The organism is Frondihabitans sp. PhB188, from assembly GCF_003752365.1.
In the GTDB taxonomy this organism is placed as follows: Bacteria; Actinomycetota; Actinomycetes; order Actinomycetales; family Microbacteriaceae; genus Frondihabitans.
Window position 1 is genome coordinate 199771 of record NZ_RJUO01000002.1, and the last position, 25713, is coordinate 225483.

The 25713-nt window shown below is 71.0% G+C and carries 21 protein-coding genes; 12 read left to right on the forward strand and 9 right to left on the reverse strand.

Annotated elements, in window-relative coordinates:
• The first annotated feature begins 197 nt into the window (after window positions 1-197).
• The 3 genes from EDF46_RS05900 (at window position 198) to EDF46_RS05910 (ending at window position 3079) form a co-directional block, all read left to right on the forward strand.
• Window positions 198-818: a TetR/AcrR family transcriptional regulator gene (locus tag EDF46_RS05900; RefSeq protein ID WP_123505366.1), complete on the forward strand. Its 621-nt coding sequence runs from the start codon at window positions 198-200 to the stop codon at window positions 816-818.
• Window positions 815-2488 carry an MDR family MFS transporter gene (locus EDF46_RS05905; RefSeq protein WP_123505367.1) on the forward strand — a complete coding sequence of 558 codons (1674 nt, stop codon included), beginning with the start codon at window positions 815-817 and terminating at the stop codon, window positions 2486-2488. The genes EDF46_RS05900 and EDF46_RS05905 overlap by 4 nt, the downstream gene beginning before the upstream one ends.
• 405 nt (window positions 2489-2893) lie before the next feature.
• Window positions 2894-3079 carry a hypothetical protein gene (locus EDF46_RS05910; protein ID WP_123505368.1) on the forward strand — a complete coding sequence of 62 codons (186 nt, stop codon included), beginning with the start codon at window positions 2894-2896 and terminating at the stop codon, window positions 3077-3079.
• A 108-nt stretch (window positions 3080-3187) separates the two neighbouring features.
• On the opposite strand, the gene EDF46_RS05915 is transcribed toward EDF46_RS05910, so the two are convergent.
• Window positions 3188-3784, reverse strand: coding sequence for a hypothetical protein (locus EDF46_RS05915; RefSeq protein ID WP_158614167.1), 597 nt, complete (start codon window positions 3782-3784; stop codon window positions 3188-3190).
• Between the two features lie 178 nt (window positions 3785-3962).
• On the opposite strand from EDF46_RS05915, the gene EDF46_RS05920 reads away from it, so the two are divergent.
• From EDF46_RS05920 to EDF46_RS05940, 5 genes are all read left to right on the forward strand, one after another.
• Entirely contained in the window at window positions 3963-5204 is a 1242-nt protein-coding gene (locus EDF46_RS05920) for a beta-ketoacyl synthase (RefSeq protein WP_123505370.1), read from the forward strand.
• 104 nt (window positions 5205-5308) lie between these two features.
• On the forward strand, window positions 5309-5896 hold the full coding sequence (locus tag EDF46_RS05925; protein ID WP_123505371.1) for a hypothetical protein: 588 nt from the start codon (window positions 5309-5311) through the stop codon (window positions 5894-5896).
• 111 nt (window positions 5897-6007) lie between these two features.
• A complete protein-coding gene (locus EDF46_RS05930) occupies window positions 6008-6451 on the forward strand; it encodes a MarR family winged helix-turn-helix transcriptional regulator (protein WP_123505372.1) in 444 nt (147 codons plus the stop codon).
• Window positions 6448-10317 carry an ABC transporter ATP-binding protein gene (locus EDF46_RS05935; RefSeq protein WP_199738220.1) on the forward strand — a complete coding sequence of 1290 codons (3870 nt, stop codon included), beginning with the start codon at window positions 6448-6450 and terminating at the stop codon, window positions 10315-10317. The genes EDF46_RS05930 and EDF46_RS05935 overlap by 4 nt, the downstream gene beginning before the upstream one ends.
• Before the next feature lie 153 nt (window positions 10318-10470).
• Complete coding sequence (locus EDF46_RS05940; RefSeq protein ID WP_123505373.1) at window positions 10471-11511, forward strand: LLM class flavin-dependent oxidoreductase; 1041 nt, start codon at window positions 10471-10473, stop codon at window positions 11509-11511.
• 80 nt (window positions 11512-11591) lie between these two features.
• Here the strand turns inward: EDF46_RS05940 and EDF46_RS05945 are convergent, their stop codons facing one another.
• From EDF46_RS05945 to EDF46_RS05975, 7 genes are read right to left on the reverse strand one after another with little or no spacing between them, the layout of a single operon-like run.
• Complete coding sequence (locus EDF46_RS05945) at window positions 11592-12590, reverse strand: LLM class flavin-dependent oxidoreductase (protein WP_123505374.1); 999 nt, start codon at window positions 12588-12590, stop codon at window positions 11592-11594.
• A gap of 43 nt (window positions 12591-12633) precedes the next feature.
• Window positions 12634-13539, reverse strand: coding sequence for a PIG-L family deacetylase (locus EDF46_RS05950; RefSeq protein WP_123505375.1), 906 nt, complete (start codon window positions 13537-13539; stop codon window positions 12634-12636).
• A complete protein-coding gene (locus tag EDF46_RS05955) occupies window positions 13536-15758 on the reverse strand; it encodes a hypothetical protein (protein ID WP_123505376.1) in 2223 nt (740 codons plus the stop codon). The genes EDF46_RS05950 and EDF46_RS05955 overlap by 4 nt, the downstream gene beginning before the upstream one ends.
• Window positions 15755-16990, reverse strand: coding sequence for a glycosyltransferase family 4 protein (locus EDF46_RS05960; protein ID WP_123505377.1), 1236 nt, complete (start codon window positions 16988-16990; stop codon window positions 15755-15757). The genes EDF46_RS05955 and EDF46_RS05960 overlap by 4 nt, the downstream gene beginning before the upstream one ends.
• Window positions 16987-18357: a glycosyltransferase gene (locus EDF46_RS05965; RefSeq protein ID WP_123505378.1), complete on the reverse strand. Its 1371-nt coding sequence runs from the start codon at window positions 18355-18357 to the stop codon at window positions 16987-16989. Before EDF46_RS05965 ends, EDF46_RS05960 begins: the two co-directional genes overlap by 4 nt.
• Window positions 18354-20123, reverse strand: coding sequence for a lipopolysaccharide biosynthesis protein (locus EDF46_RS05970; RefSeq protein ID WP_123505379.1), 1770 nt, complete (start codon window positions 20121-20123; stop codon window positions 18354-18356). The genes EDF46_RS05965 and EDF46_RS05970 overlap by 4 nt, the downstream gene beginning before the upstream one ends.
• The gene (locus tag EDF46_RS05975) at window positions 20120-21076 is read right to left on the reverse strand and encodes a beta-1,6-N-acetylglucosaminyltransferase (protein WP_158614168.1); all 957 of its coding nucleotides are present in this window, start codon (window positions 21074-21076) and stop codon (window positions 20120-20122) included. The genes EDF46_RS05970 and EDF46_RS05975 overlap by 4 nt, the downstream gene beginning before the upstream one ends.
• Window positions 21077-21365: 289 nt before the next feature.
• Here EDF46_RS05975 and EDF46_RS05980 point away from each other — a divergent pair, with 289 nt between their 5' ends.
• Window positions 21366-22316: a D-2-hydroxyacid dehydrogenase family protein gene (locus EDF46_RS05980; RefSeq protein WP_123505381.1), complete on the forward strand. Its 951-nt coding sequence runs from the start codon at window positions 21366-21368 to the stop codon at window positions 22314-22316.
• Window positions 22316-23080 carry a fumarylacetoacetate hydrolase family protein gene (locus EDF46_RS05985; RefSeq protein WP_123505382.1) on the forward strand — a complete coding sequence of 255 codons (765 nt, stop codon included), beginning with the start codon at window positions 22316-22318 and terminating at the stop codon, window positions 23078-23080. The genes EDF46_RS05980 and EDF46_RS05985 overlap by 1 nt, the downstream gene beginning before the upstream one ends.
• A gap of 54 nt (window positions 23081-23134) precedes the next feature.
• On the opposite strand, the gene EDF46_RS05990 is transcribed toward EDF46_RS05985, so the two are convergent.
• The gene (locus tag EDF46_RS05990) at window positions 23135-23740 is read right to left on the reverse strand and encodes a hypothetical protein (protein WP_123505383.1); all 606 of its coding nucleotides are present in this window, start codon (window positions 23738-23740) and stop codon (window positions 23135-23137) included.
• Window positions 23741-23910: 170 nt separating this feature from the next.
• Between EDF46_RS05990 and EDF46_RS05995 the strand changes: the two genes are divergently transcribed.
• Together EDF46_RS05995 and EDF46_RS06000 are read left to right on the forward strand one after the other, a co-directional pair.
• Window positions 23911-24699 carry a DeoR/GlpR family DNA-binding transcription regulator gene (locus EDF46_RS05995; protein WP_123505384.1) on the forward strand — a complete coding sequence of 263 codons (789 nt, stop codon included), beginning with the start codon at window positions 23911-23913 and terminating at the stop codon, window positions 24697-24699.
• Window positions 24696-25664, forward strand: a complete 969-nt coding sequence (locus EDF46_RS06000; RefSeq protein WP_123505385.1) for a 1-phosphofructokinase family hexose kinase — start codon at window positions 24696-24698, stop codon at window positions 25662-25664. Before EDF46_RS05995 ends, EDF46_RS06000 begins: the two co-directional genes overlap by 4 nt.
• Window positions 25665-25713: the final 49 nt, after the last annotated feature.

Consider the following 25713-nt stretch of genomic DNA (forward strand, 5'->3'; position numbering starts at 1 on the left):
GCCGAGAGTCGCTCCGGGCGCAGGAACTGGCCGTCGGCCGACCGACGACCGCCGAGCCCGAGGTGGCCACGATCCGCAGCGAGCCGGCGAGAGGGTTCAGGCCCGGCGGAGTCGAGTTCCTGCGCCCCTGCTGTGAATGTTTTCAGCACTGCACGTTTGCAGTTGCGTAACTTTGCACGTGTGGCAAGAATTGACGCATGGTTCCTGAACAACTGGGTCTCCGCGATCGAAAGCGCGAAGAGACCCGCCGCCGCCTCGAAGCGGCTGCCGTCGAGCTCGTCCTGAGAGACGGGCTCGAGCACGCGACCGTCGATTCGATCAGCGCTCGCGCCGACGTCTCGTCGCGCACCTTCTTCAACTACTTCGACACCAAGGAGGACGCGGTCCTCGGCATCCACGACGCCGTGCTCACTCGGGAGTCGGTGACGGAGCACATCGCCGCAACGGACGGCGTCGATGTGCTGGAGTCGACGCTCGTGCTGCTGCTCTCGCTGATCCGCCCGTCGATCGAGGGCGCCGCGCTGCACGAGTCGCGTGTCGAGCTCCTGAGACGGCACCCCCAGCTGCTCTCGCGCCACATGGTGCAGATGACGCGCATGGTCGACGATCTCGTCGCCGCCGTCACGCGCATCCTCCAGCACGATCGCCCCGGCGTCACCCCGAGCCGCGCCGAGGCGGAGACCCTGCTCTCCCTCTGCGGCGGCGTCGTCCGCACCTCCGTGCGCGAGTGGATCGACGACGGGGCTCCCGAGCCCGCCGACGTGGTCCGCACGCGCGCCATCGAACTCGTCCGCTCTCTCATCGAAAGAATCACATGACCACCGTCGCCCCCGCGCCCACGAGCGCCACCGGCACGTCGAAGCGCGGGATCCTGCTCGTCTTCGCCGGCCTCATGGTCACGATGCTGCTCGCATCGCTCGACCAGACCATCTTCTCGACGGCCCTGCCGACCATCGTCGGCGAGCTCCACGGCGTCGACCAGATGATCTGGGTCACGACCGCCTTCATACTCGCCGAGACGATCGTGCTGCCCGTCTACGGCAAGCTCGGCGACCTCATCGGCCGCAAGAGCCTGTTCATCGTCGCGATCGCCATCTTCATCGGCGGGTCCGTGCTCGGCGGGCTCGCCGACTCCATGCCGTCGCTGATCGTGGCGCGCGCTATTCAGGGCCTCGGCGGCGGCGGTCTGATGATCCTCGCTCAGGCGATCATCGCCGACGTCGTCCCCGCCCGCGAGCGCGGCAAGTACATGGGGATCATGGGCGGCGTCTTCGCCTTCTCGAGCGTCGCCGGCCCGCTCCTCGGCGGCTTCTTCACCGATGGCATCGGCTGGCGCTGGGCGTTCTGGATGAACGTGCCGCTCGGCATCCTGTCGATCGCCCTCGCGGTGTTCTTCCTGAAGCTGCCGCGCCGCGCCGACCAGGGCAAGCCCCGGATCGACGCCTACGGCATGGCTCTGCTCGCCATCGCCTCCACCTGCCTCGTGCTCGTCACGACCTGGGGCGGCAACCAGTACGACTGGAACTCCCCGCAGATCATCGGCCTGTTCGCCGGCCTCGCGATCTCAGGATTCTCGTTCGTAATGGTCGAGCGCAGGACGGCCGAGCCGATCATGCCGATCCACCTCTTCAGGGCTCCGAACTTCGTCTTCACGACCGCAGCGACGCTGATCATCGGCATCGCGATGTTCGGATCGCTCGCCTACATCCCGACCTACCTCCAGATGGTCACCGGCTCGAACGCCACCCAGGCGGGCTTCCTGATGATCCCGATGATGGCGGGCCTTCTGATCACGTCGATCGCCGCCGGCCAGATCGTCTCGAAGACGGGCCACTACAAGTGGTTCCCCGTCGTCGGCATGGTCATCGTCGCCGGAGCCCTCGCCCTCATGAGCACCATGACCGCCTCGACCGCGGTGTGGATCATGTGCCTCTACTTCGCCCTGATGGGCATCGGCCTGGGCCTTGCGATGCAGATCCTGACGCTCGTCGTGCAGAACACGTTCCCGCTTCGCGAGGTCGGGACCGCCACCGCCGCCAACAACTACTTCCGCCAGATCGGCGCCTCGCTCGGCGCCGCGGTGGTCGGCAGCATCTTCGTGTCGCGCCTGACCAGCCTCCTGAGCGAGAACCTGCCGTCCTCCTCGGCGGGCGCCACCGGCGGAACCGACTCCCTCACCCCCGAGCTCGTCAAGAACCTGCCGAGCGCGCTCAAGACCGCGGTGATCGACTCCTACAACGACGCGCTGACCCCGATCTTCCTGATCATGGTGCCGCTCGTGCTCCTGGCCGCCGTGCTGCTGCTCTTCGTGAAGGAGGTGCCGCTCGCGACGACTCTCGAGCAGTCGCCAGCCGAGGGCCTGTCGACAGGGTCGATCGCCGTCGTCCCCGCGGCCGCCCAGGGCGACGACCGGGCGCAGGGCGACGACCGGGCGCAGGGCGACGACCGGGCGCAGGAACTCGAGACCTCCTCCCGCTCCACCGTCTGACCCCGCGTTCGCGCTGAGGGCGCCGGTCCGTCTGGGCCGGCGCCCTCTGCCGTGGCCGCGCCGCCGAGGCGCGTGTCGTGCGCGGGCTCGCGCCGTGCCTGCGGGGCCCGCGCCGGGGCGGGTGCCAGCTCAGGAATCCTGCACCGCCGCGCCCGCTCACGCCGTGCTGCCCCGCGCCGCCGCCCCACGTTTCCTGATCCGCGCGCCGCGAGATGCGGGCCGTGCCGCACCACGCCCGTGCCGGGCCACCCCGTACCACGCCGCGCCCGCGGTCACCCGCGGGCGAATTCGCGCCCCACCCTCGGGCGACAGCCCGCGCGCCGCGTGGGCCGATGCGCTCGGACCGCGCTATGTCCCCCTGAATGCCGTCTTTCGATGTCCCTCGGGCGACGCCACACTCGGGGGATGTCCGATTCGCCCAGGCCCGCGCCCCGTGTCGCCCTCGTCGTCGTCTCCGCCGTCGCGGCGATGATCCTCGTCGCCGGCGGCGCCGTCGTGCTGTCGACCGGCGTCTCGGCCCCGTGGCTCGTCGCGGCGGCCGTCGTCCTGATCGTGAGCCTCACCTGGCTGGCGAGCCCGCGCAAGAAGTAGGGCGCGCGAGAAGCAGGGCGCGCCGCCGGGCGCAGCAACGCACCCGCCCCTCAAGAGCGTCGTGTCGCCCCTCAGGAAGATCGCCCCGCCTCAGGGAGGTCGCGTCGCCTAGCTCATCACGTGGTTGACGACGGGCGACTTCTCGCGGCGTCCACGACGCAGCTCGCTCGGAGTGGGCCCGAGCACGCGGCGCATGACCAGCGACGGGATCGCCCGGCGTCGGCCCTCGGGGGTACGCCAGGTCAGGACGGCCCTCGGCGCCTCCTCCGCCACGCGGATGCGCTCGAGGGCGCGGTTCCACGCCTTCTTCGCCGCGAAGACGGAGTGACCGTGCTGTTCGACGTCGCCGAGGCGCACCGTGCCGAGCACGTCGCCCTCGAGATCGAGAAGCTCGACGTGCACGCCCTTGACGCTGCTGCCGGTGCGGTTCTCGACACGGACGTCGTACGCCGCGTAGCCCTTCTTGAACGACGTGGGCGAGAGGTGCTCGTGCGTCTTGGCGTCCAGCCAGTTGCTGAAGACGGTCACGACGAGGGGCGAGTCGCCCGGAGCGACCACCGGGACGGCGGCGTCCTCCTGCTTCTTGAGCGACCGAGCCGTGAGGCCGAGCGTGATTGCGAGGGGCGTGCCGACGACGACCGCTCCGATCGCCTTGAGCAGTGGCGCGACCATCAGCGGGTACCTCCAGAAGACAAGTCCATGCATCGATCTTGCACCCGATAGGCGTCGCCTTTCTCCACGGGATTCAGGTAATCCGCCAGACCGGGTACAAATCCGGCCCGCGAATCTTGGACGAGTCGACGCAAGTCCTGAGGCGGGCGCCGTGTTGAATAGGAGGCGGCCCGACCAGGCCGTGCACCGTTCGCCAAGGAGATCCACTCGCATGAAGCCCCTGCAGAACCGCCGCGTCGCCGTCACCGGGATCGGCGTGGTCACCCCGAACGGCGTCGGAGTCGACGCCTTCTGGAAGAGCCTCTTCGCGCCTGTCGCACCGCTCGCCGTCCGCCGCGTCGATCAGGAGGCGCTCGACGCGCGCCGCCTGATGAGCCACAAGAACGCCAAGAACTCCGACATCGTGACGCGCATGGCCGTCGTCGCCGCCGACGAGGCGCTGCGCGACGCAGGTCTCCTGAAGATCGACCCGGACGCTCCGAACCCGTCGACCTCCGACACCGCCGAGCTGATCGACGGCATCGACCACGAACGGGCGGCCGTGTCGCTCGGCACGGGCATGGGCGGAGTCCAGACGCTCGCCGACCAGATCCTGCTGCTGGACGCCAAGGGCGAGCGCCTCGTGTCGCCGCACCTCGTGCCCATGGTCATGCCGAACGCCCCGGCGGGCGCCATCAGCATCCGCTACGCCCTCCGGGGCGTGGCGACCACGATCTCGACGGCCTGCGCGGCCGGCACCGACGGCATCGCCGCCGGCGCCCGCATGATCGCCCAGGGCACGGCCGACCTCGTCGTCGCCGGCGGCACGGACTCGAGCCTGACGCCCGTCTGCCTCGCGGGCTTCGCCAACATGCGCGCGCTGTCGAAGACCGGAGTCGCGCGTCCGTTCGACCGCGACCGCGACGGCCTCGCCGCCAGCGAGGCGGCCGGCATGCTGATCCTCGAGCCCTACGACGATGCCGTCGCGCGCGGCGCCCGCATCTACATGACGATCGAGGGGGCGGCCTCGACCGCCGACGCCTACCACGTCACGGCTCCAGCACCCGGCGGCACCGGCGCCGAACGCACCATGCGGCTCGCGCTCGAGGACGCCGGGCTCAGCCCCGAGCAGATCACCCACATCAACGCGCACGGCACGTCGACCGGCCTGAACGACAAGGCCGAGAGCGAGGCGGTGTCCCGCGTGTTCGAGGGCTCGCGCCCCGTCGTCACCAGCATCAAGGGCGTCACCGGACACTCGTTCGGCGCCGCCGGTGCCGTCGAGGCCGTGTCGGTCGCACTCACGATGGCCTCCGAGACCATCCCTCCCACGGCGAACCTCGAGAACCTCGATCCCGAGATCGACCTCGACATCCCGACGGAGGCCCGCGCCTGGACGCCGGGTCCCGTCCTGTCGAACAGCTTCGGCTTCGGCGGCCACAACGGCAGCCTGATCTTCGCGCCGGTCGCCTGATCGGCGAGCGCGGCGCCGAAGCTCTCGGCGGCGCGCACCTACACTGGCTCGTCGTGAGCCCCCATCAGCGACGGACGACCGCGGAGCCCCGCATTCCGCCCGCCGTGGCTTTTCTCGTCGCGCTCGCGCTGTACGCGACCCTTCCCGGCGATTCCGCGCCGATCCGTCATGCTGTGACACTGCTGGCCGTCCTCGCGGGCGTCCCCCTCGTCGTCCTGAACCCGCTCCGATACTCGCGTCAGGAACCCTGGTCTCGCGATCTCTCGGTCGGCCTGCACGGCGTCGTCGCGGCCGCCACCCTCGCCGCCCTCGGCGAGACCGTCGCCGGCCTCGTCATCCAGGGCACCCCACGGCTCCTCGTCGCCGCGCTCCAGGTCTGGGTCGCGATGGTCCTCTCGTTCTCGCTCCTCTACTGGCAGATCGACCGCGACGGACCCGTGGCCCGCCTCCACCCGGAGCTCCCCCATCGCCGGCGACCTGATTTCCGCTTCCGCGAACAGGGGGGCGCCACCCCCTGGTCGGCCTGGTACGTCGACTATCTGCGCACGTCGTTCCGCACGGCGGTCGCCTTCATGACCGCGGACGCGACGCCGGTGTCGCGTCGGGCGAAGTGGCTGACGGCGGTCGAGTCGTTCGCGGGGTACGTGCTGATCGGCGTGGTGATCGCGCGGGCTGTGGCGCTCGTCGTGTGACCTCCGCACAGGCCGATCGGGCGCAGGAACTCGCCGTCCCGAGTTCCTGCGCCCCTCATCGCGGCCCTCCAACTAGTTCGACACCCGAACCATCGAGCGTAGAGTGAGCGCATGACCACTCCTGATCTCGTGCGCGCCGTCCGCGCCCTCGCGCGGGCGTCGCGCATCGTCGAGCGGGCAGCCGACGGGTTGAGCTTCGCCGACTACCGCGTCCTGGCCACGATCTCGGCGGGCGAGGAGCGCGCCTCGCGCCTGGCCCAGCGGCTCGAGATCGGCAAGCCGGCGATCAGCGCGACGGTCGACTCGCTGCACCGGCGCGGGCTGATCCGGCGTGACGCCGTGGAGGGCGACGGTCGCGCGACGTCGCTCGCGCTGACCGACGAGGGCTCTGAGCTGTTCGAGAGGATGGAGGGGCGCATGGGGCGCCAGCTGGAGCTCGTGGCCGGCCGCGCCGACGATCCTGCCGCCCTGATCGCCGCCCTCGCCACCCTGAACGACGCCGTCGAGCGCACTGTTCAGGAGCGCCGCAGCGCCGAGACCGCGGCCGCGCAGTGAGCGCCGACACGACCGAGAGCTCCTCGAAATCGGGATCGCCCACCACCTCTGCCGAGGGCTGGGTCCGCCGCCTCTGGCGCTACATGCTGCGACACCGCGCCAGCCTGATCATCTCGCTCGTCGCGTCGCTGGCCGGAAGCATCTGCCAGGTCGTCGTGCCGCTCATCGCGCGGCAGATCGTCGACGGCGTCATCGTCGAGAAGACCTCGCCGCTGGCCCCCTGGCTCGCCCTGATGGTGGCCCTGGCCGTCGCGAGCTTCGGCTTCACCTACCTGCGTCGGTACCGGGGCGGGCGAGTCGCCATCGAGGTGCAGAACGACCTCCGGACCGACATGCACGACCACCTGCAGCGGATGGACCAGTCGTCTCTCGACCGAATGTCGACCGGCCAGCTGGTCAGCCGCGCGAACTCCGACTCGTCCCTGGTGCAGAGCCTCCTGATGATGCTGCCCATCATGAGCGGCAACGTGATCCTGATGGTGCTGTCGCTCGTCGTGATGTTCACCCTGTCGCCGCTGCTGGCGCTCGTCAGCCTCGTGATGGTTCCGGCGCTCGTGATCATCGGCTACCGGATGCGCGCCAAGGTGCTCCCCGCCACCTGGGACGCCCAGCAGAAGGAGGGCGAGGTCGCCCAGATCGTCGACGAGGACGTCGCCGGAGTACGCGTCGTCAAGGCGTTCGGACGCGAGCGCCGCGAGGTCGAGACGATGTCGCGCGTCGCCACCGACGTGTACGGCGCCCAGATGCGGTCGGTGCGGATCCAGGCGCGGTTCCAGCCGCTGCTCGAGTCGATCCCGACGCTGGCTCAGGTCGCGATCCTCGCGCTCGGCGGCTGGCTCGCCATAGAAGGTCAGCTCACCATCGGCACGTTCCTCGCCTTCACCTCCTACATCGCCGCGCTCATGGCGCCGGCCCGCCAGCTCGCCGGCGTCCTCGCGATCGGCCAGCAGGCGCAGGTCGGCATCGAGCGCATCTTCCAGCTCATCGACCGCGAGCCCGGAATCCGCGACGCTCCGGACGCCGTGGTGCTCGACGCGGTCTCAGGAGATCTGCGCTTCGACGGCGTCGCCTTCTCGTACGACAGAGCCGCCGGCCACCCGGCCCTCGAAGGCCTCGACCTGCACCTGAGATCCGGTGAGCGCGTCGCGCTGGTCGGCCCCAGCGGCAGCGGCAAGTCGACGGTCGCCGCGCTCGTCGCGCGCTTCCACGACCCCGACCGCGGCTCGATCTCGCTCGACGGACACGACCTTCGAGGAGTCACCCTGGCGTCGCTCCGGTCGTCGATCGGCATGGTGTTCGAAGAGAGCTTCCTGTTCTCCGACACCATCCGGGCCAACATCGCCTACGGCCGGCCGGACGCCGCCGACGACGACATCAGGAAGGCCGCGGCCACCGCCCAGGCACTCGAGTTCGTCGACGACCTGCCGAAGGGGTTCGACACGGTCGTCGGCGAACGCGGGCTCAGCCTGTCGGGCGGTCAGCGGCAGCGGATCGCCCTCGCCCGGGCGATCCTCGCCGACCCCCGGATCCTGATCCTCGACGACGCGACGAGCGCCATCGACGCCTCGACCGAGCAGGCCATCCACGACGGCCTTCGCGACGAGCTCGCCGGGCGCACGGTCCTCCTGATCGCGCACCGCGAGTCGACGCTCCACCTCGCCGACCGGATCGTCGTGCTCGAGCACGGCCGGGTCGCCGCCGAAGGCACGCACGCCGAGCTCTCGGAGTCGAGCGCGCTCTACCGGGCGCTCATCACCGGGCAGTCGGAGGATCAGGAGTTCGGCGCCGCCGCAGCCGCGGCCAGCGGCGACGTAGACGCTCTGGCGGCCAGAATCCCTGAGACGGCGACCGCCCCGACACCGCAGTCCGCGCCGTCGGCCCAGGCCGTCCCTCGCGGCGGCCTCGGCGGCGGCCTGGGTGCCGGTGGCGGCCACGGCGGCTCCCGCGGCGCGGCGGCGCTCTTCGCGGCGACGCCCGAGCTCCTGGCCCGCGTCGAGGCGCTCGGCCCGGTGCGCGACGCGCCCTCCGTCGACCTCGCCGTCGAGACCCGCCAGGACCGCGGATTCTCGCTGCGCACCCTGCTCCGCGAGTTCCGGAAGCCCCTCTTGCTCGCCCTGGTGTTCGTCGTGATCGACGCCATCGCCGGCCTGATCGGACCGTACCTGGTCAAGACGGGCATCGACTCCGGCGTGCAGAAGGGCTCCGAGCTCGTCCTGTTCGCCGCGGCCGGGGCGTTCCTGCTCGTCACGATCGTCGACCTGTTCGACGGCATGGCCGAGACCCTCGTGACCGGCCGGGCGGCCCAGCGCATCATGCTCAGCCTGCGGATCAGGATCTTCGCGCAGCTGCAGCGGCTGTCGCTCGATTTCTACGAGCGCGAGATGGCCGGGCGCGTCATGACGCGAATGACGACGGACGTCGACCAGTTCGAGGGTCTGATCCAGAACGGCCTGCTGTCGGCGCTCGTGTCGATCGTCACCTTCATCGGCGTGGGCGTCGCGCTCGTCCTGATCGACGCCGAGCTCGGCCTCCTGACGCTCACCGTGGTCGTGCCCCTGGCTGTCGCCACCGTCGTGTTCCGTGCCCGGGCGGCCCTCCTCTACGACGTGGCGCGCGAGCGCATCGCCGTCGTGAACGCCGACTTCCAGGAGAGCCTCTCGGGTGTCCGCGAGTCGCAGGCGTTCACGCACGAGGCGGCCACGATGGCGCACTTCGCCCGCCTCGCCCGTCGATTCGTCGACTCCCGGATCGCGGCACAGCGGCTGGTCGCCCTGTACTTCCCGTTCGTGCAGTTCCTGTCGGGAATCGCCGACGTGATCGTGCTCGGCGTCGGGGCCACCCTGATCGCCGACGGCAAGCTCACCTCCGGCGACCTCATCGCCTTCCTGCTCTACATCGGCATGTTCTTCTCCCCGATCCAGCAGCTGTCTCAGGTCTTCGACGCCTGGCAGCAGACGAGGGTCTCGGTGGCACGCATCGGCGACCTCATGGCGCTGGAGACCCTGACGCCGGAGGCGGCGACGCCCCTCCGGCCTGGACGCCTGGCCGGTCGCCTGCGACTGGAAGGGGTGGGGTTCTCCTACCCGGTGCTCTCCGCGATGCCGACCGGCGGCGACCGTCGCGGGCCGTCCGACGCCCGCTCGCTCGTCGTCGACGCGGGCATCGCGCCGAAGGCGCCCGAGGCGCTGCACGACATCGAGCTCGATATCCCGGCCGGCGAGACGATCGCGCTCGTCGGCGAGACGGGAGCCGGCAAGTCCACCGTCATGAAGCTCCTCGCCCGCTTCTACGACCCCGACCAGGGCGCGGTCACGATCGACGGCCACGACCTCCGGGAGCTCGACCTGCGGGAGTTCCGGACGCAGCTCGGCTACGTTCCGCAGGAGGCGTTCCTGTTCACCGGGACCGTCCGAGACAACATCGCGTACGGCCGGACCGACGCCTCTCAGGACGACGTCGAACGCGCTGCCCGAGCCGTCGGCGCGCACGAGTTCGTGATGGAGCTGCCCGGCGGCTACGACCACCGGCTCACGGAGCGCGGCCGCTCCCTCTCGGCCGGACACCGGCAGCTGATCGCGCTCGCCCGCGCCGAGCTCGTCGACCCCGTCGTGCTCCTGCTCGACGAGGCGACGTCGAACCTCGACCTCCTGACCGAGGCGCGCGTGACCCGGGCGATGCACCGTGTGGCCCGCGGCCGCACCACGGTGGTGATCGCGCACCGCCTGCAGACGGCGCGCGCCGCCGACCGCATCGGCGTTCTCTCGGGCGGACGGCTCGTCGAGGTGGGCACGCACGACGAGCTCCTGGAGCGGGAGGGACGGTACGCGAGCATGTGGCGGGCGTACGAGGCGGTCGAGGTCGGGTAGACGGCGAGACGCGTGGGAAGCGCGCGGGCGACCGACCCGAGTTCCTGCGCCCGATTCGACGCGACGGGACCGCGGCCTGAGCACCGGCACGCAAGTCGATGCAATTGCATGAGCATGGGGAATTCGTCACCCTGACGCGAGGTTGGACCGAGCATGAAGCGCATCGGATTCCTGTCTTTCGGGCACTACCAGGCCGTCCCCGGCTCGCGCGTCCGCACTGCGAAGGACGTCCTGCAGCAGACCATCGATCTCGCCGTCGCGGCGGAGGAGATCGGCATCGACGGAGCGTATGTGCGCGTGCACCACTTCGCACGCCAGCTCGCGTCGCCGTTCCCGTTGCTCGCCGCCATCGGCGCCCGCACCTCGACCATCGAGATCGGCACCGGCGTCATCGACATGCGGTACGAGAACCCGCTGTACATGGCCGAGGAGGCGGCCGCGGCCGACCTGATCTCGGACGGCCGGCTGCAGCTAGGCGTCAGCCGGGGATCACCTGAGACGGCGCTCAACGGCTACGAGTCGTTCGGCTACCGCCCCTCGGAGGGCGAGACCGACGCCGACCTCGCACGCGATCACCTCGACGTCTTCCTCCAGGCGATCGATGGCGCCGGAGTGGCCGCCGCCAATCCGCAGATGACCGGATCGACCGGCTATCTGCCGATCCTGCCGCAGTCCGAAGGCCTCCGCGACCGCATCTGGTGGGGCGCCGGCAGCCGGGCCACGGGCGAGTGGACGGCGGCGCAGGGCCTCAACCTGCAGAGCTCGACTCTCCTGACGGAAGACACCGGGGTGCCGTTCGACCAGCTGCAGGCCGAGCAGATCGAGCTGTACCGCGCCGCGTGGACGCGGGCCGGCTGGGAGCGCGAGCCGCGCGTCTCGGTCTCGCGGAGCATCCTGCCGCTGATCGACGACGAGTCGCGGCACTACTTCGGGCTCCGCGCCCAGGCCGACAGTCAGGATCAGGTCGGGCATCTCGACGCGAACACCCTCGCGCGCTTCGGCCGCTCGTACATCGGCGAGCCCGAGCGCATCGTCGAGGAGCTCGCGAACGACGCGGCCGTCGCAGCCGCCGACACCGTGCTCGTGACGGTGCCGAACCAGCTCGGCGTGGAGTTCAACGCGCGCCTGCTCGAGTCGGTGCACGCCATCGGGGCCGAGCTGGGGTGGTCGAAGGAGCCGCAGATACAGGCCTGAGGTGACGGCGCCGCCGGGCTGCGCGTGATGCGCGGTGCGACGGCGACTGCGCGCGGCGGCGGCGCCGCAGTTCCTGCGCCCTAGACGGTCGCGACCTGCATCGCGCCCGCCGTCAGCTCGACCGAGACGAGGCGCTCGGCGATGTGCGGCGACTGGTGGGCGATCATGAGCTCGTCGGCCTGGGCCCCCGCGGCGAACTCGGTCAGGTAGTCGCGGACCTCGTCGGCGGTTCCGACGGCGGAGAAGCGCATCATGTTGGCGATCTGGCGGCCGTTCGGCGTCGTCAGGAAGATGTCGATCTGCTCGTCGGTGTACTCGGGCGACGAAGGCGTGCGCGAGATCATGCCGCGGACGCGGGTGCGGCGGGTGGCGTCGAACTGCGCCTGCGCCTCCTCGTGGGTGGCGGCAGCGACGACGTTGACGCCGGCGAGGACGTGCGGCTCGGCGAGCTGCGCCGACGGGGTGAACTCGCGGCGGTAGAACTCGACGGCGTCGTGCAGGAGGTCGGGAGCGAAGTGCGACGCGAACGCGTACGGAAGCCCGTAGGCGGCGGCGAGCTGAGCGCCGAACATCGACGATCCGAGGATGTAGAGGGGAACGTTGGTGCCGGCACCGGGAGTCGCCTGGACTCCGGGCACGCGCGACTCGCCGCGGAGGTAGCCCTGCAGCTCGAGGACGTCCTGAGGGAACGACTCCGCGCTCATCGCGTCGCGGCGCATGGCGTGCATGGTCACCTGGTCGGAGCCCGGCGCGCGCCCCAGCCCGAGGTCGATGCGATCGGGGTAGAGCGTCGCGAGCGTGCCGAACTGCTCGGCGATGGTGAGCGGCGCGTGGTTAGGCAGCATGATGCCGCCGGCGCCGAGCCGGATCGTCGAGGTCTTGCCCGCGACGTGCCCGATCAGGACGCTCGTCGCACTCGACGCGATCGTCGCCATGTTGTGGTGCTCGGCGTACCAGACCCGGCCGTAGCCATTCGCCTCGGCAGCCTGAGCCAGCGCCACGCTGTTCTCGAAGCTCTGCGCGATCGTCTCCCCGGGAGAGACGGGAGCGAGATCCAGGATCGAGAGGGTTGTAGTCATATAGGGGCGAACGCAGGAACGGGCCCGCGTGTTCCCACCCCGCCTATCGCGCCGTGTACTCCCGTGCCAGCCACGCCCCTTCGGGGCGCGCGCTGCAGGCCGCCGTCGACGCGCAGGTCTTGTAGTCCGACAGCGCGTACAGGAAGAACGCCGCCTCCTTCGCGGCGATCTGCTCGGCGGTCAGGTTGGCGGGGCGCTCGGCGATCGGGTACCCGAGGTAGCCGGTGAGCGACGGGCCGTCGTCGAGCCCCTCGTGGAGGCGCTCGGCGAGATACCCGGCGACGTGGTGGTCGCTGTGGTCGCCGTCGACGAAGTCGCCCTCGTGGTCGAGGGTCACGACCGCCGCCGGGGCGATCCGGTCGGCGATGGCGCGGAGGACGGCGTGCAGGCTGGCCAGCGAGTACGTCGCCGTCCCGTCCACCGTCGAGATCGTGGCGATGCGCCCCTCCCAGAGCTTGCGAAGGCTCTGGCCGCCGCTCCTCTCGCCGCCGGAGCCCTCCACGCCGCCGTCGGGAAGCCGCATGAAGACGAGCGTCACGTCGGGCCGGGCCTCGAGCCGGGCGAGGGTCACCGGCTGGTCGGAGAACGCCTCGGTCGTCTCGATCCAGCGGTCGTCGGTTCTGGCGAGGTGCGAGTAGGCGGCGCGGACGCCGGCCTCGCGGGCGCGCCAGTACCACTCGTCGTCGTCGTCGTCGCCGGCCGTCAGATAGACGGTCGTGACCGGGCGGCCCGCCGCGAGCTCGCCGGCGAGCCGGGTGAAGGCGAAGAGGAGGTCGTCGTCCTGGTGGGCGAGCACGAAGAGCGTTCCGTCGACGGCGGGCTCGGGTGCGACGGGGCCGACGGGCCGGGAGACGACGCTTCGGGCGAGGCGTGCGCGTTCCTGCGCCGCTCGGATCCGGGCGCGGACCCGGCGGACGCGACGCCCGATCAGGAAGACGATGCGGCTCATGGCTGGGCCGCAGCGTGCGTCTCGTAGATGCGGACGCCATCGCGGTCGTAGCTCAGCGTTCCCGAGGCGGCGACGGCCATTTCCATCTCGTCGAGCTGCGCGCGGGTGAAGACGCCGGCGACGACAGCGGTGTGCTCCTGGTCGTCCGAGAACACCACCCAGGTGCGCGCGGTCTTCGGCTCCTGGTAGGCGCTCTCGAGCAGCTTCGCCGTGGAGAGCCTCTTCGGCGAGGCCGACTGGACGTCGGCGAAGGTGTTCGTCTGCAGGTACCTCAGGAGGTAGTCGGGATAGTGCGGACCGATCAGGACGGGGAACGTGTCGGTGACGCTGAGCTCGTAGTCGGAGGGCGCGAACCGCTTGTCGAGCCACTGCGCCGCCCTGACGTCGGACGCCGAGATTCGGAGGCTCGCCTCGGGCTGGAAGTAGGTGCCGACGAAGAGGACCAGCAGCGCGGACAGCGTGCTGATGAGACCGAGAGCGCTGACCCGACGGACGCGATGGCGGCCTTCGGAGCCGCCCCGGGTCCAGAACAGCCACGAGACGCCCATCGCGTAGAACGGCAGCCCGAACAGGAAGATGCGGAACTTGCCCTCCCCGCCGTAGGACTGCCCGAGCAGGGTGAAGACGGGGGCGATGGCCAGCCACGCGACGACGACCGTCGTGCGGACGTGGCCGTTCAGGATGCGTCGCGTGAAGCCGGCGAGCGCGAGCAGGACGGCGAATCCGGTCAGCAGGACGACGCCGTGGCTCTGAAGCGACGCCGCCTCGGAGACGCCGACGGACGACACCGATGCCTGCGAGATGTTGGCGCCCGGGTTGAACGACGAGAACAGGCCGAAGTGCTGGCTGACGTACGGGAGGTTCGGGAGCAGGTACAGGACCGGGAGCGCCACGAGCGCGATCGCGACCCAGAGGGGGCGGAGGTAGCCGAGCACGAAGAGGGGAACGAGCGCGAGGATCGCCACGTAGGGCGTGAGCTGATGGCTCGCGACGATGACGCCCTGGAGGCCGACGACGGCCACGATCGGGAGGATCCGGCCGCGTCCCGACCGCGTGACGCCGAGCACTTCGGTATTGATCGCGCGGCCGAGCCGGACGGCGGGCCGGGCCAGCTGGCGCTCGAACCACACCATCAGCCGACGCGGCTCGCTGCCGAGCGCCGACACCGCGACGAGCGCGGCCGTCAGGTACAGCATGAAGGCGAACGCCTGCGGCGAGTAGTAGTTCTGACCGACCCAGTTGCCCACCGTGAAGACGATCACGGAGGTCCAGGCCCAGCGGCGGTGCCGGGAGATCGTGCGGGCGATGGCGAGCACCAGCACGGCGTCGACCAGCGCGAAGAAGACCTCGGCCCAGGTCGCGTAGTGGGTCGCGTCGGGGATGCCGAGGGCGGAGCTCACCGTCGCGCTAAACGAGAAGAAGCCGGGCCAGCGGTTGTAGAGGTCGATCGACGGATCGACGCTGCCGTTGGCGACGATGTAGTTCGTCACGGCGATGTGCTTGTAGACCCACGGCAGGCGCGGGGCGTTCTCGACGAGGTTCGCCGAGCCGTAGAGGATCACGATGAGCAGAGCGAGGGCCGACGCCAGCAGCCCGTGGGCGCGCTTCGTAGTGAACAGCCCGACGAGTGCCACGACGAAAGCGATCACGACGGCGGCGTACCAGTAGACGGGGAACTCGACGAGCAGGCCGAACTGACCGAGGTCGGTGCTGTTCGTCAGGGTGAGCCCGACGATCCACAGGGCGGCGGCGACCACGAGCACGAGCCACGGGAGGGCCGAGATGCGGGCTACCGGGTCCCGGGGGGCCCAGCCGCCGGCCGCCCGCGCGACGAGGTCGGCCGACGGGCCGCGGACACCGACCGGGCGGCGCACGATCAGGACGGCCGCGACGACCAGCACGAGCACGGTCGCCGCCCGCGCGTGCCAGACCTGAGTCCAGACCATCGCGAGTGACAGCAGCGTCAGGACGACGATGCTTCCTACCGCCGTGAAGACCAGCCGGGCGGCTGGCTCGATCGTGGGGAATCGGCGGAGGATCGTCCAGCCCGGAAGGATCAGCACGGCGATCAGGACCACGATCGACCGGACCGGACCGGGAGCGTCGACGACGACGAGGGTCGCAGCGATCAGTCCGTAGACAGCGAGGCCGATCTCGGCAGTGCGAAGCGTGAGTCGTGGACGGGCGACCGCGTCAGGACGAGTGACGGCCGTGGTCATCGGGCGATCACAGCGCGGTTCCCCCGCGGCACCTGGGAGGCGCGGGTGCGGCGACGCGACCGGTGCGCGAGAAGGACGTCGGACAGCTGGTCGACGTGCGGCTCGTAGGGGAACCGGCGCGCGACATGCGCGTGCACGGCAGCGCCAAGGCCGGGCTCGGACGTGCGCCAGGTCAGGAGCTCTGACAGGCGCCCGGCGAGATCGGCGGCGTCGCCGGGAACCACGAGCAGGCGCTCCATGCCGTCGGCGAGCACCTCGGCGCTGCCGCCGAGATCGGATGCGATGGCCGGAATTCCTGCGGACATCGCCTCGACGGTCGTGCGGCCGAACGACTCGGGCGCCCACGACGGGGCGACCACGACGTCGGCGGCGTGCAGGATCGGCACGACGTCGACCTGATTGGGGACGTGCGCCACCGACCCCTCCGGGAACGACCGGAGCAGCTCGCCGATCTCGTCGTCGGCGGAGGCCGCGTCGCCGACGAAGACCAGCCGGGCTTCGGTCGGGTCGAGGTCGAGCGACCTCCACGCCTGCAGGATCGTCAGCACGCCCTTGTCGCGCGAGATCCGCCCGAAGTACATCGCGACGCGGACGCCGTCGGGCAGGTCGAGCGCGGCACGCGCGGCGACCCGCTCGGCCTCGGTGGCGACGGGGTACCTGTCGAGAGGGACGGCGTTGTGCACGACAGTGATGCGGTCGGCCTGGATCCCGCGCGCCACCCACACGCTCTTGATGTACTCGGACACGGCCACGAACTCGGCGACGCCGGTCATGAGCTGCGACTGCAGGCGGTAGTTCGGGGCGTGGTGCAGGTGCACGACCAGGGGAACCCGCGCCAGGAGCGAGACCACCTGCGCCCAGATGATGTTCTCGGAGCGGTTCAGCCAGAGCACGTCGGGCCGGAGCCTCGCGACGCGGTAGGCGGAGCGCACGAACGAGGCGAGCCCCCGGAGCGCGCGGCTCGGCTCGAAGCGGACCGTCACGGGCCCGCGCAGATGCACGCCGAGGATCTCGAGGTCGGCGCGCTGGACGCCCGACTCGGTGTACAGGAGGTCGACGTGGTGCCCGCGGGTGACGAGCGCGGTGGTGTCCTCGTAGACGCAGACCTCGATGCCGCCCACGGGCGCGAGCACATCGGTGGCCGTCACGATGCGGAGCGGCGGGACCGTCCGGTCGAAGCGGTCGGGGCCGAACCCCGAGGCCGTCTGAGTCTCGTCCACGCCGGTGCTCACGTGCGGGCCTCGGCCACGTTCTCGCGGCCGATGCGCAGCCAGGTGCGTCGGCTCCTCAGGTACGCGCCCGGACCCCCGGGGAAGCCCCGCAGCTCGGTCGAGACGAGCGATCGGGGGTAGCCGCCCGAGAGGTTCGCGGGATCCTGCGCCGCCTGATTCTCGTCGGTCTGCTCTGCGACCGCACCGCGGTGCAGCACGCGCCCGACGGCCCGCTTGGCGAAGCGGCCGGCCGCCGAGGGCACCTGCCAGCCGAGGCCGATGAGGTGGCGCGGGTCGTCGAGCACGAGCGAGGTCAGCATCGCCGTGAAGCCGAGCCCGTAGCCGTGCAGCTGCCTCTCGAGCTCGGGCAGCGTCTGGCGGTGGCGGTGGTGCACGACGGCCTGCGGCTCGAAGGCCAGGCGCCCGCCGGTCCAGAGGATCGACACGATGGTCGCGAGGTCCTCACCACCGAGCGCCGGCGTGCCGGTGCCCAGGGCGGAGTCGAACCCGCGCACCCGAAGGAGCGCCGCGCGGCGGAAGGCCATGTTCGCGCCAGCACCGTACGCGCCCACGCCGTAGACCGGCAGCCGCTTGATCTCGGCCCCCGTCGGGTCGCTGACGGCGATCTTCGAACCGCGGACGGGCGCAGGAACATCCTTCGCCGCCTCGAGCACGACCGGCACGAAGGTGCGCTCCCCAGCGAACCCGCCGTAGTAGCCCTCGAACCAGATCTGCGCCGGGGTCTCCAGCTCGGCGGGCAGGATGAGCCCGGTCAGGGCGTCGATGCCGTCGGCGCGTGCGAAGCGCTGTCCGATCACGCGGAGCCAGTTCTCATCGACGCGGACGTCGTCGTCGGTGAAGGCGACGACCTCGCCGCGCGCGGCCTCGATCCCGGCGTTGCGGCCCGCGGAGACGCCGGGGCGCGACTCGCGGACGATGCGGACGGAGTCGTGGCCGGAGACGATGCCCGGGAGCGCGTCGTCGGCAGGAAGGGTCACTCGGTTGTCGACGACGATGAACTCGACGTCGGGGTAGTCGAGGCGGCTGAACGCTGCGAGGAGGACGGCGAGATCGTCGGGGCGCGCCACGACCGTCGAGACCACGACCGAGATGCTGGGCAGCCGCTCGTCGGGCACGTCGACGGCGTCAGCGGCGCGGTCGGGAATCTGCTGGGCGTAGAGAGAGGCCAGGGCGCGCGAGGCGTCGGCCGGGTCGTCGGTGAGCTCGATGTCGACGGCCCCGACGGGGACCGCACCGCGGTAGCCGACGACCATGGCGGTCGAGTAGCGGTAGTCGGCGACGAGATCGGGAACCGTCCGGCCGAGGTCGACGGAGACGACGCGGCGAGGACCGGGGACCACGGTCTGCACGGGCTCGGTGCTGGTCATGTCGCGCCTTCCTCTGATGGGACGCCGGTGTCGGGGTCGCGGCCGGTGTCGCGGCCGGGGTCGATGTCGAATCCCAGGAGCCGCGCGAGGTCGTCGGCGCCATCGGCCTCGCGGGGCTCCTCCCCAGTGTCCAGTGCCGGGGCGGCGGCCGTCACGTCCCCTTCCGGGGTGCGTTCGGCGACAGGTGGGGTGGTACCGGCAGCTGTCGAGGCGGCCGCTCGTCCTCCGACAGGACCGCTCCTCCTGTCGGGAACCGCGTGGTCGGGAACCTCGTCGTCGGGAATCGCGGCGACCGCCTCCTCGGGAACCGGATCGGATGCGCCTCGCCGTGCCGCCTGCAGGCGGACCACGAACCAGGGGAAGCATGCGACCGCGAGCACGGCCCGGCCGAGGTTCCAGGCGAGCGTCTGTGGAAGGAGGATCGAGACGGCGGCGACCGCGATCGCTGCCGCGACCAGCATCACGAGGCGGATCGGAGCGCCGTGCCAGCGGTCGCGATCAGGAAGGAAGACGACCTGCAGGACGGCGAGGAGCGAGTACGAGGCCAGAGTCGCGACTGCCGCTCCGGAGATGCCCATCACCGGTACGAGGAGCAGATTCAGCACGATGTTCAGGACGGCGGCGACTCCCGTGATGATGCCGACGGTCTTGCCGCGGCGGCCGACGACGAGCAGGCGGCCAGAGGCCCCGGACGCCGCCACGGGGAACGCGGTGAGCGCGACGAGCAGGACGACGAGGGTCAGCCCCGCTGGGCGGAACGAGGCCGGCGCGAGGATGCGGAGGGCCAGCGGCGCGATCAGGGTCACCCCGAGAACGATCGGGACGAGGATGCCGTACAGCTCGTCGCGCGACTTCATGGCGAGCGAGTAGCGGGCCGCTTTGTCCTTGAGCGCGGCGAAGTGCGGCGTCCAGGCGCCGTTCGTGAAGTTCAGCAGCAGGATCACGGCCGAGCCGATGACGTAGGCGACCTGGTAGCGGCCGACCTCCGTGGCGCCGAGCTCGCGCTGGATGATGATGCGGTCGCCCGCGTTCAGGACGAAGTAGGCGAGGCTGCCGAGGGCGAGCGGCACGCCGAGCGTGATGGCGCGGCGCGTGACCGCCCACTGCCTGAAGCCCTGCAGGGTCGGCCGCACGACGATGAGACCCAGGAACATGGCGACGAACTGGCAGATCACGCCGCCCCAGGCGTAGGTGGTGGCGTCGTTGTGCACGGTCAGGATCAGCACGAGTCCGACCACCGAGCCGCCGATGGCCGAGATGACGCTGACGACGGTGAACGGCTTCAAGCGGTCCTCGGCGACCAGGAGCGCCAGCATGACGGTGACGGCGGCCGACGGAGCCGTCCAGAGGATGACCGCGACGACGAGCAGCGGGAAGTCGCCGAATCCGAGCGGGCCCGACCAGAGAGGGATGGTGGCGAGCGCGATGGCCGTGACGGCGAACGAGATGACGACGCCGATCGTGACCAGGCCGCGGGCGCGCTTGCCGTCGCCGTCGTCGGCGCGCTCGAGCACGAGGGCCTCGTCGAGGCCGAGGAGTGCTGCGACGCTGAGCACCTGGTAGATCGCGAGAGCACTCGACAGCGCGCCGAACTCGCTCGGACCCATCAGGTGGGTCAGGACAGGCGAGATGAGCGTCGAGACGACCAGCTGCAGCGACCAGACGACGACGTAGAGGAGTCCGCGACCGAAGAGCCTCGATCCGCCGTCGGCGGGCGCGGCGGCGGCCGGGCCCTCGACGGAGACGTCGGCAGCGGCGGCGGTCATGGGGTGCCGTCCTGAGCTGCGGGGGCTGCGGACCGGCCGGGAGTTCCTGCGCGCACGTGCTCGGCGTCGAGCGCGTCGAGCAGGGGCGTGCTCTCGGCGGTGGAGAACTTGCGGGCGAAGAAGTGAGGGAGCTCCTGCTGGGCGTCGGACCGTCGCGACAGCACGCGCTCGGCGTGCTCGTGGGTCAGCCACGGCGGGCTCTTGCGGCGCGTGCCGTCCCAGCCGATCCACCAGAGGGTCGCGCGGACGTGCTTCTGCTCCCAGTCGGGAACGAAGCGCTCGGTCATCAGGATGGAGGGAACGAACGTCTCGTCGGCGACCCAGCTGCGCTTCCAGAAGCCGACCAGCTCCGGATGCGCGTCGACGGCGTCGAGCACGGCCTGCGCGTGCTCGCGCGACAGGACTTTGAGCTGAGAGCCGCCGGCGAACGTGACGCCGTGCGGCAGTCGGCGCGGGATCGGCAGGCGGATCATGCGCTTGCGCCAGGCCCAGTGCCGGTAGCGCAGGCGGTCGAAGCCGCCGCTGCGGCCCCACTCGGGATGCGGCAGGGGGTCGATCAGAGCGAACGACGTACCGGCGTGCTCGCCGAGCAGCTCGGAGATCTCGTCGCTCGAGGCCAGGGGGTAGTCGGTGCCGGTCAGCACGGCCACGTGGGTCGCGTCGGTCGTCGCGAGAGCTGCGCGATACCCCTGCAGCTCGGCCTCGACGTTCTCCCAGCGCGCCCAGCCGGTCTTGATCCGGGGCATCACGACCGCTCGCTCAGCAAGCCCGCGGGTCATCTCGGCGAACGCGTCGTCAGGAGTGCTCGGATCGCAGTGCAGGAAGACCGGGAACGGATCGAGTGCCCGCACGAGTCGCTGCACGTGCTGCGGATCCGTGTGAGCGAGGATCACGCACGCGAGAAGGGCGCGGCCGTCCTGCGCGCGGGTGCTCTGCACACGGGAGTTCTGCACACGGGAGTTCTGGGCGTGCCGCATGGGCGGGTGGGTCCTGTCGTCGGGTCGGGTCCGAGTCGCGCGCTTCTCCGGCGCGCAACGAGGCCACCGGCGGGAGCAGACCGGGTAGGTGGTCTGCTTCTCAGGTTGCCTCCACGCTATTTGATGCGTCTGAGGGCGACAAGATACGCGTTGGGGTGACAGACGAACCTGTCTGCTTTGTCCCCCGAGACGAGTGCTCTGATCGTGGGGGGCGCAGGAACTCGCCGCCCGCCGCCCGCGGGGGCGCCGCCTGTAGCCTGATCCCATGCCCGCGATCCTCACGATCCTCGACGACTACCAGTCGATCGCCCTCGATTCCGCCGACTGGAGCGAGGTGCGGGAGCACTTCGAGATCGACGTCGTGACAGAGCACATCGACGACGTCGATGCGCTCGTCGAGAGGCTCTCCGGCAGTCAGGTCGTCGTCGCCATGCGCGAGCGCACCGCCTTCCCCTCCGAGGTCTTCGAGCGGCTCCCCGAACTCAGGCACTTCGTCACGACCGGCATGGCCAACGCCTCCGTCGACATCGCCGCCGCGAAGGCGCGCGGCGTCGTCGTCACCGGCACGGAGGGGTCCGGTCGCGAGGTGGCCGAGCTCGTCATCGGCATGATGATCGCTCTCGCTCGCAACATCGTCGCGGAGGACGCCGCCCTCCACGCCGACGGCTGGCAGCACACCATCGGCACGCGCCTCGAAGGCAGGACGCTGGGACTGCTCGGCCTCGGCAAGCAGGCGCGATGGGTCGCAGAGCTCGCCCTCGCCTTCCGCATGCGCGTCGTCGGATGGAGCCCCTCGTTGACGCCGGAACGCGCCGCCGCCCACGGCGTGGCCGCCGTGTCGCGCGAGGAGCTGTTCGAGGGCTCCGACTTCCTCTCCGTCCACGTGCCGCTCACCGAGGCCACGCGAGGGATCATCGGCGCGGAGGAGCTCGCGACCATGAAGGAGACGGCCTTCCTGATCAACACGTCACGCGGCCCGATCGTCGACTCGGAGGCCCTGATGATGGCGCTCATGGTCGACACCCTCGCCGGCGCCGCACTCGATGTCTACGACGTCGAGCCGCTCCCTCTGAAGGACCCCCTGCGCAAGCTGTCGAACGTCCTGCTCCTCCCCCACATCGGCTATGTCACACGCGAGGTCTACGACGTCTTCTACGGCCAGGCCGTCGAGAACGTGCTCGCGGTGCTCTCCGGCACCCCGGTCAGGGAACTCTGATGGCGGGCTTCGCCTTTGCTCCTCCGCCCGTGCCGTCGGTGGCGATCTCAGGATCCGACGAGCGATTCCCCGTCCGGCGCATCCTCTGCGTGGGCCGCAACTACGCCGAGCACGCGCGCGAGATGGGCAGCGACCCCGACCGCGAGCCGCCGTTCTTCTTCGCCAAGCCGGGCGACGCCGTGGTGCCCGCCTCAGGAACAGTGCCCTACCCCACTCTGACGTCCCGTCTGGAGTTCGAGGTCGAGCTCGTCGTCGCGATCGGAGTCGGCGGTTCGTCGATCTCCCCGGCCGACGCACTCGAGCACGTGTGGGGCTACGCGGTCGGGGTCGACCTCACGCGCCGCGACCGCCAGCAGGAGGCGAAGGACACCCGTCGCCCCTGGGACGTCGCGAAGGGCTTCGACGCGTCGGCTCCCCTGACGCCCCTCGTGCCGCGGGCATCGCTGATGCCGCGGGTGTCGCTCGACGCTGGCGGCCTCACTGCTGACGCCCTCACTGCTGACGCCCTCGACGCGGCGTCCGGGCGAATCTGGCTGGCCGTCGACGGAGTCGTGGCTCAGGACGGCGACCTCGCCGACCAGATCTGGCCTGTGGCCGACGTCATCGCGGCGGCGTCCCGCGCCTGGGAGCTCGCGCCCGGCGACCTGATCTTCACGGGGACGCCGTCGGGCGTGGGCCCGGTCGCGCCGGGGCAGACGCTGTCGGGCGGAATTCAGGAGATCGGGACCTTCGAGTTCGTGCTGGGTGCCGCGCCCGGCGTGTGAGGGTGCAGATCTCCTGATTCGCGCACGGCTCGGCCCGGTCGGACCCGCCGGCGATCAGGAACGGATCGTGGTCGTGACGTCGACGAGGCTCGGGTCGCGCGGGGCCGAGCCGAAGCCGAAGCGCACGGGAGGGTCCAGGGGCGCGAGGGCCCCGAGTTCCTGCGCGTCGAACTCGGCCTCGACACTGGCGACCCGCCGGGCCAGCGTGACGCCGTAGTACTCGCGGCGGCCGCCGCCCGCGGTGCCGGCGGTCGCGGATCCGGGAAGCAGGAACTTCGCCACCGGATTGATGAGCCGCAGCCACGCGGGGCGGGTGGCCACACTCCGCGGAACCGCCCTCAGGAGCCGTCCGAGCGGCGAGATGCCGCCGATCCCGAGCCGCAGCCGGAGCACGCCCGGGCCGGCCTCGACCAGGATCCCGCCGTCGACCTTCCGCCACTCGACCGGCAGGACGCGCACCTCGTCGAACTCGTAGGTCGCCGAGATGTAGTGCGCGACGTCCTCACGGGGTGCGAGGAGGACCCGGTGGCCGCTCCCCGTCTCGACCATGACGTCGGCGAAGGAGCCCAGCGGCGACGTGTTCCAGAGCCCGACGACGAGCCGGGTTCCTGATTCGGTGCCGACGCCGGCGATACGGCCCACGAAGCGGTCAGTGGTCATCCGTCAACCGTAGGCGTCCGCGACGGTTGTGGTTTTGTCTGCGTTCGTCTTGCTTTGTGCCCGAAACGGGCATACAGTCTCCTGAAACGCAGGACGCAGCTCCTGAAAAGCAGGCAGATCACGCCTGCGATACCAACGGCACGACGAGCAGGCGACGCGGAGGTCACCGGATGTACGCACTGGAGCGACACGACTCGATCACCGAGCTGCTGCGCGCCGAAGGCCGCGTCGTGGTGTCCGACCTCGCCGACAGGTTCGAGGTCACGACGGAGACCATCCGCAGGGACCTCGACGTGCTGGAGCAGGCCGGTCGGCTGCAGCGGGTGCACGGCGGGGCAGTTCCTGCGGGCCATTCGAGCGTCACCGAGCTCAGCCTCGCCGAACGGCAGGAGCAGCAGACGCCCGGCAAGACGGCCATCGCGCGGGCCGCGGCTCGCCTCGTCCCCTCGACGTTCGTGGGGTCGGTCGCCCTCGACGCGGGCACCACGACCGCGGCGGTGGCTGCGGAGCTCGCGTCGTGGCGCCCGGCCGTGGATGGCGTGCAGCTCACCGTCATCACGAACTCCGTCCCGATCGCGGCGCTCCTGCAGCACAGCCCGCACATCGACCTCCGTCTGCTCGGCGGGCGCGTGCGCGGCCTGACCAGCGCCGCCGTCGGGAGCACCACCGTCGACCAGATCGCCGGGCTCCGTCCTGACATCGCGTTCATCGGCGTCAACGGCCTGAGCGCCGGGTTCGGGCTCTCGACCCCGGACGAGTTCGAGGCCGCCGTCAAGACCGCCTTCGTGCGCGCAGCCCGCCGCGCCGTGGCCGTCGCCGACGGCACCAAGCACGGCGCCGAGGCTCTCACGCGCTTCGCGCGCCTCGACGAGCTCGACACCGTCATCACCGACGTGGAGCCGCCCGCCGACCTGGCCGGCGCGCTTCGCGACGCCGAAGTGGAGGTCCTGGTCGCATGATCATCACTGTCACCCCGAACCCCTCGCTCGACCGCACCATCGAGCTGACCTCGCCGCTGGCCCGCGGCGCCGTGCAGCGCTCGGTGCGCACCACGGACGAGCCGGGCGGCAAGGGCGTCAACGTCTCGCGCGCTCTGGCGGCCTCAGGTGCCGACACCGTCGCCATCCTGCCCGGCGGGCTCGACGATCCGGTGTTCGTCGCGCTCCGCTCACGAGGCGTGGCCACCGTCAACCTGCCGATCGACGCGCGGCTCCGGTCGAACGTCACGATCACCGAGCCCGACGGCACCACGACGAAGATCAACGAGCCCGGCCCTGACCTCGGCGGCCACGCGATCGCGCTGGTCGACCTGATCGTCGAGCACGCGGTGAGCGCCGACTGGCTGGTCATCGCCGGATCTCTGCCCCCCGGGCTGCCCGCCGACTTCCTCGCCGGCGTCGTCCACGCCGTCCGCGTCGCGCACGGCGACTCGGCCCCGCGCATCGCGGTCGACTCGTCGGGCGAGCCGTTCCGCCAGCTCCTCGATTCAGGAGTCCCGGTCGACCTCGTCAAGCCCAACGCCGAGGAGCTCGCCGAGGTCGTCGGCGGCGATCCCGATGTCTACGAGACCGACCGCGACGCTGCCGTGGCCGGGGCGCACCTGCTCCGAGCCCGCGGTGTCGGCGCAGTCCTCCTGACTCTCGGCAGCGCGGGCGCGATCCTCGTCGACGACGACGGCGCGTGGTTCGCCGCGGCGCCCGTCATCGAGGCGCTCTCGACCGTCGGGGCCGGCGACTCGTCGCTCTCGGGCTACCTGCTGGCCGAGACGAGCGGAGCCTCGGCGCCCCGCCGCCTCGCCCAGGCCGTCGCCTCCGGAGCGGCGGCCGCGTCGCTGCCCGGCAGCGTCGTCCCCACCCTCGCCCAGACCCACCCCGAGGCCATCGAGGTCGTGCCGTTGTCTCAGGCGCGCGCCGTTCAGGCCTGATCCCCTCTCGTTCCACCTGACTACCTGCAGCAGCAAAGGAGCTCCAGCC